This is a genomic window from Plantibacter sp. RU18 (genome assembly GCF_050613355.1).
Classification (GTDB): domain Bacteria; phylum Actinomycetota; class Actinomycetes; order Actinomycetales; family Microbacteriaceae; genus Plantibacter.
On record NZ_CP159618.1, the window covers coordinates 828,149 to 842,978 of the forward strand.

Sequence of the window (14,830 nt, forward strand, 5' to 3'; positions counted from 1 at the left end):
CCTCCGCACGGGCAACTCAGTCGCTTCGTGTCGCTAGCGGTAGATGATGAGGGTGCTCGTCGTGTTTCACGAGAGCCAGTGCTCCTGACGTGCGTTCGATCATCGTGAACACAGCCGCAGGTGGCGCGGGGTTGGTGTGTAGGATCCTCGCCGCGGCATTCCATGAGCGATGGGCGGCGCTCTCTTTAGTGTTTCTTCACTAATCGAACCGTGCCTGAGAGGCCTGCGCGGGGTACCCTGACGATGTTTGGTGGCGCGTCGATGCGCCGTCAGGAATGAGGGTGTTGTGAGCAGTCTGGAAGATCTCATCGCGCAGTTGCCGATCGGCGACATCGCCAAGCAGCTCGGCGTGGACTCGGGGACGGCGGAGGCCGCGGTCAAGCAGGCCCTGCCCGCGCTCGTCGGTGGTCTGGAGGCGAACGCCAAGGAGGGCGGCGCCGATTCGATCGCAAAAGCGGTCGAGCAGCACGGGACGGCGCTCGTCGACGGAGGCGTCTCGCTCGCCGATGTCGACACGGCCGACGGCGAGAAGATCGTCAATCATGTGTTCGGCGAGAAGAAGAAGGACGTCGTGGCGGCGCTGAGCAGTGCACAGCCCGCAGCAGCAGCGAGTCCCATCAGTGGTGATGTGATCGGCAAGCTTCTCCCGATGCTCGCCCCGGTGCTCATGAGCTTCGTAGCGAAGCAGTTGCAGGGGAAGCAGGAATCGGCGACGTCCAACGCGGCAGCGCAGCCTGCTTCCGGTGGCGGCATCGGTGATGTCCTGGGCGGCCTGATTGGCGGTCTCGCTGGTGGTGGCAATACGTCCAACTCATCAGGCGGCATGGGCGACATCTTGGGATCCCTTGGTGGGCTCTTCGGAGGCGGCACCAAGAAGTAGCCGGTCAGAGCCCGCGTGCGAGGCATCGCTTTGTGACGTGTTGCGCTACCAAGGTTGCAGGGGCGCGGGCACGAGCTCGGGCCCCTGCGCTGGGAATGCGCCTTGCCTTCGCTGCGAGAAGGCAGAGCGGCGGGAGGCAGCCACATGAGTACGCAGATCCCGTGTCGCAATACCCCACGGCGGTCTCATGGCGTCTCGACGACCGGTCGCGTTCGTCGACGCCAACCGCGCGGGAAGCACCGAACCATGCATGTTCACGGATGCGCCGAAAGTCTTGAAACCGTGTCCCGAGACCTGACTCGCGCACCGAAACACAGGCCAGCGTTTCGAGACGCCACCCGTGGCGCCCGACCTCAGAGAGCTCGCTGGTGGACTATGCCCGCTCAACGTAGTGTTTACATGTAAACGCTGATAGTTGGAGCGTGTCATGACTGTTGCCGTACGTCTGAGTCCCGAGCTGGAGAGCCGCCTGGGCGCGCTTGCGGAATGTACCGGCCGCACGCGTTCGTTCTACGTCAAGGAAGCAATCACCCTCCACCTTGAGGAACTCGAAGAGCACTACTGGGCGGACGCGGCGATTACGCCCTGGGAAGCATCCCCGCAGGAGACTCGCCCATGGGCTGAGGCCAAAGAGGGACTTGGTCTCTGAGTGGCGCCTCGAGATCAGTCGCGACTTCGAGCACTAGCTCCGCAAACTCGACAAACCAATCCGGCAACGCGTCGCGCGTTACTTCGATGAGCTCCTCGCCCTCGAGGATCCACGCCAACGCGGCAAAGGACTCACCGCGAACCGTTCCGGGTACTGGCGGTACCGCGTTGGCGATTACCGTCTCCTCGCCGAGATCCGAGACCACGAGCTTGTCCTCATCGCAGTGGACCTCGGGCACCGGTCCGAGATCTACTGACGACGCAGCGACAGGAGCTCGTCATGCCCGGCCCTGTCTGGCAGGGGACGCTCGTCCGCGGGTAGCGTTGCGATCGACGCATCCAGCTCCTGGCGCGCGGGCGCATCCTCTGCGGCGCAGAAGATACGCGTACACGGTCTCGCGGCTGATCCCGAACTCCCGGGCCAGCGCCGCCGTCGAAACCCCCGCAGCAGCCTTCTCCCGCAGCTCCCTGGCGCGTTCAATATTCTGCGCCGGCGCCCGCCCCCGATACACCTTCCCCTGCTTCGCCAGAGTGATGCCCTCACGTTGCCGTTCAAGAATCAGAGAGCGTTCGAATTCCGCGAACGCACCCATCACACTCAGAAGCAGGTTCGACATCGCACTGTCATCGCCCGTGAACGAGAGTTGTTCCTTCACGAACTCGACCCGCACCTGCTTGTCCGTGATCCGCCGCACCAACTGCCGGAGATCGTCGAGGTTCCGGGCGAGACGGTCCATCGAATGCACCAGGACGGTGTCGCCGTCGCGGACGAAGCCGATCATGTCCTCGAGCTGAGGGCGATCGCGATCCTTCCCCGATGCCTTGTCGGTGTAGACCTTGTCCAACGGAATGCCGTCGAGCTGCCGGATCGTGTTTTGATCCAACGTGCTCACCCGGACATAGCCAATGCGCTTACCCGCCGTGCCCCCGCCGTCCTGTCAGGTTGAACTCCAAGACCCACGGGCGGTGCTGTCAATCAATGCAGGAATGGACCCTAAGTAGACAGAATTTTCAGCGATGGCCGGACGTCCAGTTGGGGTACACCCCAACTACACGCCGGGAGCCGCTGGAGCTTGTGTGTTCTTCGGAGAATCGGTTGGGGTGTCGCGTAGGAGAAGCGCGAGAAGGCCCGGGAATCGGGTTTCGAGGTCCTGGCGACGTAGACGCACTTTTCGGCTGTTGCCGTAATTGGTGTGCCAGACCAGACCAGACTCTCGGAGCACTCTGAAGTGGTGCGTGAGGGTGGATTTGGCTACACCGAGGCCGAATGAAGCGCACGTGCGTTCCGAGTCTTCTGGTGCGGCGATGAGTTCGGTGACGACGTAACGGCGCAGCGGATCGGCCAACGCGGTCAGGATGACACCCAACTGCATCTCTTCAACACCGGGGTGTCCTTCTTCATCTGGCATCATCAACCTCCCCTAGGTTCGGTTTGCATCGAACCTGCGTTTCTGTTCTACTGCTGAAGTACAACCTTGATCGTACCTTCGGTCGGCTCGGGTTGCTCACGAGGCTCATGTCTCGTGTCCAAAATGGCGGCGATCTTCAGGAGAGCAGGGACGGAACGTGATGACAGATACTCCAGCACGAAGCGGCGGCGTCTTGATCGGGGTGCTCCTGATCGCAATGAACATGCGTGCACCATTCAATGCCGTGGGCCCATTGCTACCGCAAGTCACCACAGATCAGGGCTTGAGTGGCGGTGCAGCGGGTGCGTTAGGTGCGATTCCCTTGCTCGCCTTCGCGCTCTTCTCGCCTCTTGCCGCATCGATCGGCCGTCGGCTCGGCAGCGAGCGCACGATCCTAATGGCATTAGGGATTCTCGCAGCCGGCATCCTCTTGCGCTCTCTGGTGCCAGCATTTGGAGGCATTTGGATCGGGACAGTACTCATCGGCATGGGCATCGCCCTGGTCAACGTTCTCCTGCCGGGGATCGTGAAGAAGAACTTCCCCACAAGAGTCTCGAGCGTCACGGGGCTCTACGCGGCCGTGCAGAGCGTGTTCGCCGCCGCATTCGCCGGAGTTGTTGTCCCAATCGCAGGCGCTGATCCTTCCGGATGGCGATTTGCGCTCGGGATCAGCGCAGGCTTTGTCATCATCGGTATGGTAGTCGGAGTCCCGCTCCTGCGTTCCCCTCGAACGATCACCGCTGAGACCGTCTCTGCGCCTCAGCATGCGTCAGTCGTGTCGCCCTGGAACCGTGCCCTGGGATGGCAGGTGGCTCTGTTCTTCGGCACCCAGTCCATGGCGTTCTACGCACTCGTCACCTGGCTCCCCACCATCGAGCAGGCAAACGGCCTCACCCCAGCTGCAGCGGGCACCCACCTCACCCTCCTCATGCTCGTGGGGGTTGCGGCGAACCTGCTCACCCCGATCGCCATGAAGCGAGCGGGACCCTCGCAATCCTCGCTCGCCGTCCTCAGCGCGACCATGATGCTTGTCACTTGGGCTGGGTATCTTTTCCTGCCCAGCTGGGGTATTGCTTGGGCCATTTTCGGCGGGCTCGCCGGAGGCAGCGGCCTCGTCATACTCCTATCCCTGTTCAGCCTCCGAACCCAAGGACCCGCAACAGCCACAGCTCTCTCAGGCATGGGCCAATCCATCGGCTACCTTCTCGCCGCACTCGGCCCACTGCTGGCCGGCCTCATCCATGATCTAACCGATGGGTGGCACGCCCCCATCCTCTTCATCCTTGCCACAACCATCCTGCAAGCTATTTTCGGCTACCTCGCAGGACGCCCCTGCTACCTCGAAAACACCACACCCAACCGCAAATCGAAGAACCCAATCCCATAGATCCCTGAGCGTAGGATCGCGCGCCACTTCCGCCGCCACCCAGGTAGTCCGTTTGGGCAACGTGAGGCGCTAGGCGTCAGTACCGTCGGGTCGGCAGCTCATCGACAGTGCACTGCCGAGACGAACTACTTTTCCGCATCCGACGTACTGCGGGAAAAGTGTCATCTTTAGCCGAACTCGTTACACAAGTTCAACGAAAATCGAAGTGTGCGCGGCATGATTCTGAACAACCGCTCTCTGCTCACCTGCACCACAGCACAGCACTTCAAGGAGTTACTCTTATGGACCGATTCGGAATCGATAGCAGCTCGCGGAGACACGTCGGTCGACAACCGGAACGCCGCCGCATACTGCAGCTGGTGCTTGGGATTGGTCTCTACATCGTCTGTCAGCTGGCGATGACGGCGGCCGCCATCGGTGTTTTCACCGCGACCTCCACCGCGACCAGCGCGAACGTCGGGGAGATCCTCACCGGTGACGGCCCCGCTGCGCCGGTCGGGTTCCTGGTAGGCGCCGTTGTGGCGATCATCGGCTTCATCGTGATTGTGCGCCGGGTGTCGCGCCGGCCCGCAGTCGAGCTGAGGCGGGATGGCGCACTGTCGGGGATCTTGTGGGGCTTGCTGATCGGCGGCGGCATCGTCGCAGGTGCGATGACCATCTTGGGGATTCTGGGCGTGTACCGCGTCGAGAGTGTTCAGCTTGGCGCAGGAATCCTCACCGGACTGATGCTGGGCGTGGGGCCTGCCGTGATGGAAGAGGTCTTCTTTCGAGGGTTCCTGCTCAGACTCATCGACGGATGGCTCGGTTCCTGGGCGGCCCTCGCTATCGTCAGTGTCGTGTTCGCGCTGGTACATTCCTTCAGCTCTCCGGCTGGCCCGCTTGCTGCGGTGTTCATCTTCTGCTCGGCCAGTCTGCTGCTGAACATGGCGTATTTTCTCACCCGCACCCTGTGGTTTCCGATCGCCTTGCACTTCGCCTTCAACGCCACGCAGAGCGCGATTTTCGGATTGAATGTGTCCGGCAACGAGACCGGCGGGTCGCTCATCGAAGGTCAGTTGCAGGGATCTGACCTCCTTACTGGCGCAGCCATGGGTGGTGAGGGATCCCTTATCGTGATCGCTTTCGCTCTCGCCGCGGGCGTCGTCCTGACCATCGCCGCCATACGACGCGGCAACATGCTGCCCCGTCAGCACGCTCAATCCTGATCTGGAGTCGTTGAATGACCTCGCCCGTCGGCCGGAACGCCCCGGTAACTCTGGGCGCCATTTTGGCGTGCTCGCTGGCCGACTGCTCGGCCCGTGGGCCATGAGCTACGACTGTCCGTAACCGAAACCTGGATCCGGTTCCACCGGCTACCAAAGTCGATGCGGTACCCTGCGTCCGAGACGGAGCGCGTCCCCGCCGCGTCCTAGGCTGGGACACTCTCGAGGCCGTTCTCGATACGATTCTGAGCACGCCCATTCACCGTGAGTGTTGCAACGCGTGTTAGAAGCCACCCCAACCTAGTGGCCCTGAATCAAGCTGTCATAGTCACGAGATGCCCCTCGAGAAACGCTTACTGCCCTTATGTCGAGTACATCCGATGGACGGCCTTGCCGGAGTGTGAGAGCCGAAACGCGAACATGTGACACTTCGCCCTCACCCCGGCCAGCATCACCCAGACCTCTCCATAATCAACCTCGGCCTCCACGCCAGGAGCATGCTTTTGCGGGACGCAACATCTCCCGATGCCTGCCGTCTCCGCGTCGATCTTGGGCCGGCGCCGGTGGACGTAGTCCCGCACCGTCGAGTAGGACAGAACGACAGCAGCATGCTCATCAGCCAGATGGGCAAAGATCCTGACCGCGGCGCGGCGCGGTCACATCCGACAGCAACGTCGCGTCGATCGCGGGCTTGAACACATCCAACCGCGGCGCCGCGTGCACCCGGCCTTCCGCGGCGGGGGCTCCGCTGACGCCAACGCAGCCCGGATCGTGCGCCGATGAACAGCATGCCGCGTGCGTCATCTTGACGGCGCAGTCGGCCAGCTCATCTGTTGCATGATCACGAACCCAGTACTTCAGGCGGCATGTCGATCAGAGCTCGCTGGTGATTATGAGGGGGCACTGCGGGAGTTGGAGCGTCCGTTCGTCATGATGCTGGTGCGTTGTGTCTACTTTCGTGTGCAGTTGTGGCAGATGGGAAATAGTCACCTCTGGATCTCGTTCTTTTTGAGGTGCGCGGCAGACGCCGCGTCATCACCGTCGTACAGGAGTAGCCATCATGGACACGCCCGCCGTAACCGTTCTCGTTCTTGTTGGGAGCCTTCATCAGGGGTCAGCTAATGGGAAGCTCGCGCAGCTCGCGATCTCGCATGCGCCGGCAGGAATGACGCTGCACCAGTACGCGGGTCTTGCCCAGCTCCCGTTCTACAACGAAGACATCGAACGCAACCTGCCTGCGAATGTGGGCGCGCTGCGCGAAGCTGCGGAAGCGGCTGACGCGATCCTGTTCGTGTCACCGGAGCATAACGGGACGATTCCAGCGGTGCTGAAGAACGCCATCGACTGGTTGTCACGGCCGGTCTATGGCAGCGGAGCTCTGACGGGTAAGCCTGTGGCTGTGATTGGCGCGGCGCTCGGTGGTGGTGGCGGGATCAACGCCCACAACGACACGCGTCGGTCGGTAACCGTTGCGCTCGCGCACGTCGTTGCTGACTCCACGCTCGCGATCCCGGCCTCAGCCGCAGCATTCAACAACCCCGCGCACCTCGACCGACTTCTCCCGCAACTCACTGACGTTCTCACCCGCGTCCAGGACACCATCAATCAGCGCGCACCCAAGTAACGAACTGGACACTTCGCCGCAGCAGCGATGACACTAGGGCTGGTGAGGGCTCACCTCTCTTCATCGCCGCATCCACCTGGTACGCCCCGCCCACGTCCGCCAGGTCGAAGTCGCTACGTGGAGACACCACCGCGCCTGCTGGGTCACGAGGCTTGCCGAGTAGGCATGAGACGCCTAGTCTCAAAGAGCGCACTTGTAGAATAGCCGAGTTCTCTGTCCGCTCCACCGTGAGCGTGACCCGGTGAGGGTCAGGCCACTCCTTGCCTCGACGCTCACAAAGGAACCCTCATGCCCCGCACTCCCAGCCGGAAACGGTCGCTCGGCCGCCTGCTCGCAGGCGTTGGCCTCGCCGTTGCCCTCACCGGCACAATGGCGTTCCCGGCTTCCGCAGCAACCCCAGGAGAAGTGCTCGCCTGGGGTCTGAACTGGAACGGGCGGCTCGATGTTCCAGCGGCGGCGATGAGTGACGTTACTGCGATCTCGGCCGGCGGTTCGCATGGTTTGGCGTTGAAGGCCGACGGGTCTGTGGTCGCCTGGGGCGGAAATGGGAACGGAGAGTCGACTGTTCCGGCGGCTGCGATGAGTGACGTGACCGCAATCTCGGCCGGCGTTTTTTTCAGTTTGGCGTTGAAGGCGGACGGGTCCGTGATCGCCTGGGGTAGAAACGCAGATGGGCAGCTCGATGTTCCGGCAGCCGCAATGAGTGACGTGACCGCAATCTGGGCTGGCAGTTTATACAGTTTGGCGTTGAAGGCCGATGGGTCTGTGGTTGCCTGGGGTTACAACGGGAGCGGCGGGGTCACCGTTCCCGTGGCTGCGATGAGTGACGTGACCGCGATCTCGGCCGGCGAAGCTCATAGTTTGGCGCTGAAGACTGATGGGTCTGTGGTCGCCTGGGGCCAGAACACATACGGGCAGATCACTGTTCCGACGGCTGCGATGAGTGACGTGACCGCAATCGCGGCCGGCAATTTTCATAGTTTGGCGTTGAAGACGGATGGGTCCGTAGTTGCCTGGGGCCAGAACACATACGGGGAGTCGACTGTTCCGGCAGCAGTGATGAGCGGTGTGACCGCAATCTCAGCCGGCAATTCGCACAGTTTGGCGTTGAAGACGGATGGGTCCGTGATCGTCTGGGGCAGAAACGCAAACGCACAGTCCGCTGTCCCAGCGACCGCGATGAGCGGTGTGACTGCGATCTCGGCCGGCAATGGTTACAGTCTGGCGTTGAAGAACCCGCCTGCATTTGGTGAGGCGTCTCCGCCGGCGTTGGCAACGGTCGGTGATTCGTATTCGTACACGTTCACCGCATCGGAAAACCCCACGTTCACGATCGGTTCCGGAACCCTCCCAGACGGTCTGACACTCTTGCCCGACGGCGCGCTCTCCGGAACCCCCACGGAGGAGGGCGACTTCACGTTCACGGTTGTCGCGACCGGCTCCACCCGTGCAACGACAGAGACAGCACCGATCACGATCAAGGCTGATGAAGTGCCCGTGTTCGTGGAAGACAGCCCGCCCGCGACTGCTTCCCAGGGCGTCGCCTATAACTACACGTTCCGAGCCGTGGGTAACTCGGTGTCGTACTCGGTCACCGCTGGTGACCTTCCTGCGGGGCTGACACTCAGCCCTACAGGTGTACTCAGCGGGACGCCGACCGAGACCGGATCATTCTCGTTCACGGTCCTCGCTACGAGCGATGGGGGGCTGACCGCCGAGAGCTCCGAGCACACGTTGCGAGTGGTCGCTGACCCGGGTCCGGGTGGCGGCACGGGCGGCAACGGTAGCGGTGGCACAACCGGCGGCGCAACCACGAACCCCACCACGGGGGACGCGGGCAACCTCCCGGCCACCGGTGTCGGCGGGCTTCCGTGGATCACCGGCAGCATCCTGCTGCTCCTCGCTGCAGGATCCGCACTCACCATCCTCAGCCGCAAACGCCGCGACCGTCTGACGCGGGAACCACACGACGCATAGGCCCGTTTGCGCTTGTTGCAGGGGCTTTGAGGAACCGTTCTGGTGTCCTCAAGCCCCTGTGGCTTTTCCACAAGGTCGAGGAGAGCAGACGCGGTGCTGCCTGGTTCCTGCTGCAGGTTTCGGCTCTGGAGGCGGCGTTGCCGCCGCCTCCATCACCACGTCGTGGGGCGAAGCCTCCGGCGTCCACCCATCCCTGGGTGTGTCCAAGCTCAGTCAGCTGCATAATTCCGCGCAGCATCCTGTCGGTGACACGCGCGTCCGCGCAGGGGCTGGGACGTCGCACCCGAATGCTCCGCCCCAGCCCCAGGGGGTGAACCATGGTGTGCCCGACGGACCCGAAGTCCCGAGCGGCAGCTTCCCCACAGCTGCGTGCCGCCAGAGTAACCCTGGTGTGTGAGGTGTGACAGAGGCTGGTGCTGCACGCGCTCGAGGAGGAGGATGGGCGAGCGAAAATACCGGGGGCCGACCAGAAACCCCTTCGGCCGACCCCCGACAGTCACCGGCAAGCATCCGGTTCCCGCGGTAACAACGCGCGACCCACACGCACCACGAACACGACGGTGCCCGAACGTCCGCCATACCGGCTCGACAGGAATTCCCAGTGCAGGCCCGTATGGTGGGGGCGTGAATGATCAGCTTCGAGTGCGTGCGCCCCAGGGCTTGCCAACGTTGCTCGCCGGAGTCGTGGTGCTGGGTGGCGCGCTGCTTGCCGCCGGAACCTACTGCGTGTTCTGCATCACCCCAGGGATCGTCACCGGTTGAAACGGCCGGTCATGGGGTGCAGAGGCTCCAATCGTCGCGGGACAGGGCCGGAAAGGCAGGTGGGTGAACTGGCTCACTCCATTCACCGCCGAAGTAGGTCGTCCACTGCTGACGTGGCTAATGCGCTGATGCTAATCTTGCTCGATAATGCACCCTTTCGGGTACAGGTCGAGACTGCTCCACGGAGCAAATTGTCTTCGCTCGCATCGCGTTGGCCCACTCGCCCCATTCACCAGCGCTCCAACGGGACAGATACTCGTCATCACCGCTGCCACTCGCTTCAACCAGGCGAGGACGTCATCGGCGTTTCGCAGAGACCCCACACATGATCGACATTCGGAGCGATCGATGCGGCGCAAAGGTCCCGTGCCCGGCCGGCAGGACGACGAAGGTGCGACCGGGGCGTGAACATCAACAGCCTCACCGAGCCGGATATCGACACGACGACCCCGATGGGGAGAGCGCTGTTCGGCATCGTCGCCGTGTTCGCTCAACTTCGCGTCGACACGATCCGCGACAACACCAAGCGCGGTCTCGCGCACGCACGAGCCGAAGGTCGGGTAGGTGGCCTGCCCTCCATCGTGACTCCCGAGCGCGTCGAGCAGGCGCCGCGGATGCGCGCCGACAATCAGATTCGCGTGCCGGTCGCCCGATCGACTTCGGTGACCGCTAGCGACAGCACTATCGCGGTCGCAACGTCGTCGCGTGGTGCTTCACAAGCTCAAGCAGTGGCGCGGCATCGCGATGAGATCAGACAAACTTGCCCGCAGTTACCACGGGGCATTTGCCTCGCCGCAACCCTCCACTGGCTCACGAGCACGACCTGGGCTCAGAACTCCTGGAACGCGGGCGCTTGGGCGTATTGCGTGGTCGTGGCCTGGACGTTCAAGCCCACACACCAGCTCGGATATACCCGAAACCCACGCTTGCCCGGCCGCTTCCCGGACGTGATTCCGAGCTCGACGAGGTGCGCGCCGGTGAAGCGAAACACGCCGAGCCTACCCTGGTGTTCCACGAAGACGAGCAGGCCAACCACGGGGTCGTCATCACTGAACGGCGTCGTCGTTCCATCCATCGCTCGCCGCCAGAAAGCTACGAACGCGCCCGACTTGGCCGGGGTGTTTCGCGCAGTCCGGATATGCCATGCTTCGCCGCCGATCTGGGCGATGCCTGACTCATAGTCACCGTTCTGAGTCTCGGGGGTCACTGTAAACGGCAGCCCAACGGCAGCCGCATAGGTCTCAAACGCACTGAACTGCATTCAGCCACGCTACCCCGCCGCCAACAATGCTCACAGGCAGTCACGATGTTGAGCGATACGTCGTGGAGCGATGGCCTTGTCCAGGGGCTCGACCTCAGTGATCACACCACAGCGCTGAGCGACGCGCTGCGCTCCTACACGGTCAAGCCCCGTGGAGTGGTGTAGCCGTGTGTCCTTCGATTCGTTGGGTTAGGCGCTGAGGGCGAGTTCTGGTTCGGGCACCTCGGTTCCGGTGTCGGGGACGATGGTGAGGCGGCTCTTGGCGAGGATGTCGAGTCCGAGGTAGCGGCGTCCCTCGGCCCATTCATCGGTCTGTTCGGCAAGGACGGCGCCGACGAGCCGGGTGATCGCGTCGCGATTGGGGAAGATGCCGACGGAGTCGGTGCGGCGACGGATTTCACGATTCAGGCGCTCGTTCGGGTTGTTCGACCAGATCTGCTGCCAGAGCCCCTCGGGGAACCCGGTGAACGCGAGGATGTCGGCGCGGGCAGCGTCGAGGTGTTCGTGAGCTGCGGGCAGTTTCCCGTCGACGTAGTCCAACAGCCGGTCGAACTGGGCGTGGACGGCGTCGGCGTCGGGCTGGTCGTAAACGGAGTGCAGCATAGCCTTGACCGCGGGCCAGAGACTCTTCGGGGTCACCGACATCAGGTTCGCGGCGTAGTGGGTGCGGCAGCGTTGCCAGGCCGCGCCGAGGAAGTTCGCGGCGATCGCCTCGACCAGACCGCGGTGCGCGTCGGAAGTGACCAGACGAACCCCGGTCAGACCGCGGGCGACGAGGTCGGCGAAGAACGTGTTCCACGCCGCCCCGGTCTCCGACGTGGCCACCCGCAGGCCCAGGACCTCGCGGCGCCCATCGGCGTTGACCCCGGTCGCGACGAGAACAACGGCGTTGATGACGCGTCCGCCTTCGCGGACTTTCATGGTGAGAGCGTCGGCGGCGACGAACGTGAATGGGCCGGCATCACCGAGCGGGCGGTGTCGGAATTGGTCAACGTGCTCGTCGAGGTCCGCAGCCATCCGGGACACTTGCGACTTCGACAACGAGTGAATCCCGAGGGTCTTCACGAGTTTGTCCATGCGGCGTGTGGAGACGCCGGCGAGGTAGCAGTCCGCGACGACGGTGATCAGGGCGGTCTCGGCGCGTTTGCGGCGCTCGAGGAGCCACTCCGGGAAGTAGGTGCCAGAGCGCAGCTTCGGGATCGCGACATCGATGGTCCCGGCGCGGGTATCGAGGTCGCGGTGCCGGTAGCCGTTGCGTTGGACGGTGCGACCCGGGGTGGGTTGGCCCCACTCGGCGCCGATCACCGCGTCAGCGTCGGCAGAGAGGAGCGCGTTGATCATGGTTTGCAGCAGCGACCGCATCAGATCGGGAGACGCGTCGGTCAGGGCTTCGCCAAGAAGGTGTGCAGGGTCGACAATATGTGGAGCGGTCATCGTGATGATGCCTTTCGAGTGGAGGTTAGAGACTTCTCGAAGGAGTCACACGGTGACCGCGCTCACGTCCAAGACCGAGCCGGCCACCGCAGGCTACACCACCTTATGGGGCACTACTCGAAGTGTCTCGTCGAGCACCCAAATGGCGTGCGGCAAGACGCCTACTTTTGGGGCTTCAATCCAAAGCCGAGACACATTTTCATGGTTCGCAGCAACACAGGGTACGGACCACACAACAGCAACGCCCATGTCATGTACGTCGGCACGAGAACCACCGGTTCCGGCGTGGTCGGCGGAATATCCAAAGCTGCATGGCAGGCAGGCCGGCGGCATGTGAGAACCATGACGACGCTCCGGTGATACCAACCGCCTGAATACGCTGCCGCGACGATGCGCGGGAGCTCCTTCCCCGGCGACAGCCGAAGGCCAAACCCAGCACGCCATAGGCCTCTCAATCACTTGGGCCTGTTCTGACCCGACAAGCAACCGCCCGCGCCGTCAAAAGGACGGCGCTACGGGTTCGGTGTCACCGCTCGTGCGGCGGCGAGGGCGCGCTTCACTGTCGCTTCGCCGACGCCCAACGTGCGGGCGATCTGCGGGAACGTCGCTTTCTCGGCACGCATCTGCTGCGCCACCGCAACACGTTCAGGAGTCATGACGGTGGGGCGACCGCCGACACGTCCCTGCGAGCGGGCGTGCGCCAGACCGTCGAGGGTGTTCTGCCGGATCGTGTCCACGCGCAGCTGCGCGAACACGGCCATGATGCCGTACAGCGCACGACCCATCGGGCTGGTCGTATCGATCGCGGGTTCCGTGATTGAGCGCAGATCCACCCCGCGCTGCCCGAGCTCGTTGATCAGCGTGATGAGGTGTGCGTCGGAGCTCGAGAGCCGGTCCAGCCGGTAGACCATGAGGACGTCACCCTCGCGCAGGTAATCCAAGCAGGCATCCCACTGCGGCCTCGAGATCTTCCGGCTCGATTCGCCACGGTCAGTGAATACCCGTTCGGCGCCGGCCGCGGTCAGCGCGGCCTCCTGCTGGGCCGGGTTCTGTTCCCGGGTACTCACGCGCGCGTAACCAACGATTGTCATCGCCCGTACCCCTTCAGTCTGCGAGTCCTGCCCGGATCGTGAGCGGGGTCGACCTTGCGAGGCACGTCACGACGCACGGCATCCTCGATGCGTTGCTCCAGCGATGGTCGAACTAACGGCGCAATCGCCCGCCCGAGCACGCTCACGAGGCGTCCGTTGCTGCCGGTCGCCTGGCTGTAAAAGCGGGCGTTGACGAACTCATCGCGCAGCGGCTGCCCAACAGCGAACTGTGCCGCATCGATCCGGTAGCCGGCCTGTTCCGCGAGTTGGGAAAAGAACACGAACTGGGCACGCGTGTTGCCCTCACGGAACGAGTGGACAACATTCAACTCCCCCCAGATCTCGGCGAACTCGACCAGGAACTCCTCCTGCGGCAAGCCCCGGAGCAGACCCTTAGCGGCCAGTCGCCGATACTGCTCTTCAGCAGCGTCCGCGACCAGCGCGCCCGGGTAGTAGCTATACGCGATCATCGGCGCAGCAGGATCTCCAGGAGCGAAATGCACGACGTCAGGACCACCCTTCGTCATGTGCGAATCAGGGCCTACCCGCTCCTGGCCGGCCCACTCGTAAACGTCCTGGAAGATGCGCCCGTGGATCGCCTTCATGTGTGCGTAGTCGAAGTCACCAGCCACAGGGTTCGCGGCGAGCTCGATCAGACGCAAGCGCGCGGCCTGCTCTTCTTTCAACTGGAGCGTCGTTGCATCCCGTTCGTTGAACTTGTTCCTTAAGACAGTGGTGCCTGGGATGAAGTAGTCATCCCAGGCACGGAACCTCGCAAGCACGCCTAGCGGGCGTCGATGTGTTCGAGGCTCGCCGCCAGGGCGTCCTCCACCGTCATCTCACCGCGCGCGACGCGCGCACCTAAGTCACGGAGCGTCGGATCAGTGACGGCGTGGCCGGCGGCTCCAAGGGCGCCGTCCGCGAACTGCAGGCGTCGTGAAGCTTCGACCTGCGTCACTGAAGGACGGATTCGGTGCTGTGCGATGGTCATGTCTGCCCCTTACGTCTGCATCCAGCTTACCACCCCGGTTCGAAAACGTACAGGGTAAGGTTTTGATCCGATCTGGTTTTGATCCAGCGTTTTGATCCGATCGAGATCCACGGAACGACGGCGACTCAACACGCGTCCGTGGTCCGGATCAGAAACGATCGTTT

14 protein-coding genes and 3 pseudogenes are annotated in these 14,830 nt (G+C 63.3%); 9 read left to right on the forward strand and 8 right to left on the reverse strand.

The window, feature by feature from the left end; genetic code table 11:
- The first annotated feature begins 286 nt into the window (after positions 1-286).
- The 3 genes and pseudogenes from ABMA10_RS03945 to ABMA10_RS03955 form a co-directional block, all read left to right on the forward strand.
- Positions 287-880: a DUF937 domain-containing protein gene (locus ABMA10_RS03945; protein WP_431031215.1), complete on the forward strand. Its 594-nt coding sequence runs from the start codon at positions 287-289 to the stop codon at positions 878-880.
- Between the two features lie 427 nt (positions 881-1,307).
- A complete protein-coding gene (gene relB / locus ABMA10_RS03950) occupies positions 1,308-1,529 on the forward strand; it encodes a type II toxin-antitoxin system RelB family antitoxin (RefSeq protein WP_431031216.1) in 222 nt (73 codons plus the stop codon).
- 49 nt (positions 1,530-1,578) lie between these two features.
- A pseudogene (locus ABMA10_RS03955) lies at positions 1,579-1,785 on the forward strand (type II toxin-antitoxin system RelE family toxin); the annotation flags it as partial.
- A gap of 21 nt (positions 1,786-1,806) precedes the next feature.
- Here the strand turns inward: ABMA10_RS03955 and ABMA10_RS03960 are convergent.
- Positions 1,807-2,436, reverse strand: coding sequence for a recombinase family protein (locus ABMA10_RS03960; protein WP_431031512.1), 630 nt, complete (start codon positions 2,434-2,436; stop codon positions 1,807-1,809).
- A gap of 141 nt (positions 2,437-2,577) precedes the next feature.
- A complete protein-coding gene (locus ABMA10_RS03965; RefSeq protein ID WP_431031023.1) occupies positions 2,578-2,940 on the reverse strand; it encodes an ArsR/SmtB family transcription factor in 363 nt (120 codons plus the stop codon).
- 157 nt (positions 2,941-3,097) lie between these two features.
- On the opposite strand from ABMA10_RS03965, the gene ABMA10_RS03970 reads away from it, so the two are divergent.
- Positions 3,098-4,324 (forward strand): MFS transporter, encoded by a 1,227-nt coding sequence (locus tag ABMA10_RS03970; protein ID WP_431031513.1) that lies wholly within the window; start codon positions 3,098-3,100, stop codon positions 4,322-4,324.
- A gap of 281 nt (positions 4,325-4,605) precedes the next feature.
- Positions 4,606-5,529, forward strand: a complete 924-nt coding sequence (locus tag ABMA10_RS03975; RefSeq protein ID WP_431031217.1) for a lysostaphin resistance A-like protein — start codon at positions 4,606-4,608, stop codon at positions 5,527-5,529.
- A 362-nt stretch (positions 5,530-5,891) separates the two neighbouring features.
- On the opposite strand, the pseudogene ABMA10_RS03980 reads toward ABMA10_RS03975, so the two are convergent.
- Positions 5,892-6,320: pseudogene (locus ABMA10_RS03980) on the reverse strand (IS21 family transposase); the annotation flags it as partial.
- 266 nt (positions 6,321-6,586) lie between these two features.
- On the opposite strand from ABMA10_RS03980, the gene ABMA10_RS03985 reads away from it, so the two are divergent.
- The 4 genes and pseudogenes from ABMA10_RS03985 to ABMA10_RS04000 all read left to right on the forward strand — a co-directional run.
- Positions 6,587-7,150, forward strand: coding sequence for an NAD(P)H-dependent oxidoreductase (locus tag ABMA10_RS03985; RefSeq protein WP_431031218.1), 564 nt, complete (start codon positions 6,587-6,589; stop codon positions 7,148-7,150).
- Between the two features lie 288 nt (positions 7,151-7,438).
- Positions 7,439-9,127, forward strand: a complete 1,689-nt coding sequence (locus ABMA10_RS03990) for a putative Ig domain-containing protein (protein WP_431031219.1) — start codon at positions 7,439-7,441, stop codon at positions 9,125-9,127.
- Between the two features lie 624 nt (positions 9,128-9,751).
- On the forward strand, positions 9,752-9,889 hold the full coding sequence (locus ABMA10_RS03995; protein WP_431031220.1) for a hypothetical protein: 138 nt from the start codon (positions 9,752-9,754) through the stop codon (positions 9,887-9,889).
- Positions 9,890-10,341: 452 nt separating this feature from the next.
- Positions 10,342-10,389 (forward strand): annotated as a pseudogene (locus ABMA10_RS04000) (hypothetical protein); the annotation flags it as partial.
- 329 nt (positions 10,390-10,718) lie between these two features.
- Here the strand turns inward: ABMA10_RS04000 and ABMA10_RS04005 are convergent.
- The 5 genes from ABMA10_RS04005 to ABMA10_RS04025 all read right to left on the reverse strand — a co-directional run bounded on the left by ABMA10_RS04005 (position 10,719) and on the right by ABMA10_RS04025 (position 14,666).
- Positions 10,719-11,150, reverse strand: coding sequence for a MepB family protein (locus tag ABMA10_RS04005; RefSeq protein WP_431031221.1), 432 nt, complete (start codon positions 11,148-11,150; stop codon positions 10,719-10,721).
- Between the two features lie 189 nt (positions 11,151-11,339).
- On the reverse strand, positions 11,340-12,584 hold the full coding sequence (locus ABMA10_RS04010) for an IS256 family transposase (protein WP_431031222.1): 1,245 nt from the start codon (positions 12,582-12,584) through the stop codon (positions 11,340-11,342).
- A gap of 512 nt (positions 12,585-13,096) precedes the next feature.
- Positions 13,097-13,675, reverse strand: a complete 579-nt coding sequence (locus tag ABMA10_RS04015) for a recombinase family protein (protein WP_431031223.1) — start codon at positions 13,673-13,675, stop codon at positions 13,097-13,099.
- Positions 13,672-14,457: a Fic/DOC family protein gene (locus ABMA10_RS04020; RefSeq protein WP_431031224.1), complete on the reverse strand. Its 786-nt coding sequence runs from the start codon at positions 14,455-14,457 to the stop codon at positions 13,672-13,674. The genes ABMA10_RS04015 and ABMA10_RS04020 overlap by 4 nt, the downstream gene beginning before the upstream one ends.
- A 2-nt stretch (positions 14,458-14,459) precedes the next feature.
- Positions 14,460-14,666, reverse strand: a complete 207-nt coding sequence (locus ABMA10_RS04025) for a hypothetical protein (RefSeq protein WP_431031225.1) — start codon at positions 14,664-14,666, stop codon at positions 14,460-14,462.
- Between the last annotated feature and the right edge of the window lie 164 nt (positions 14,667-14,830).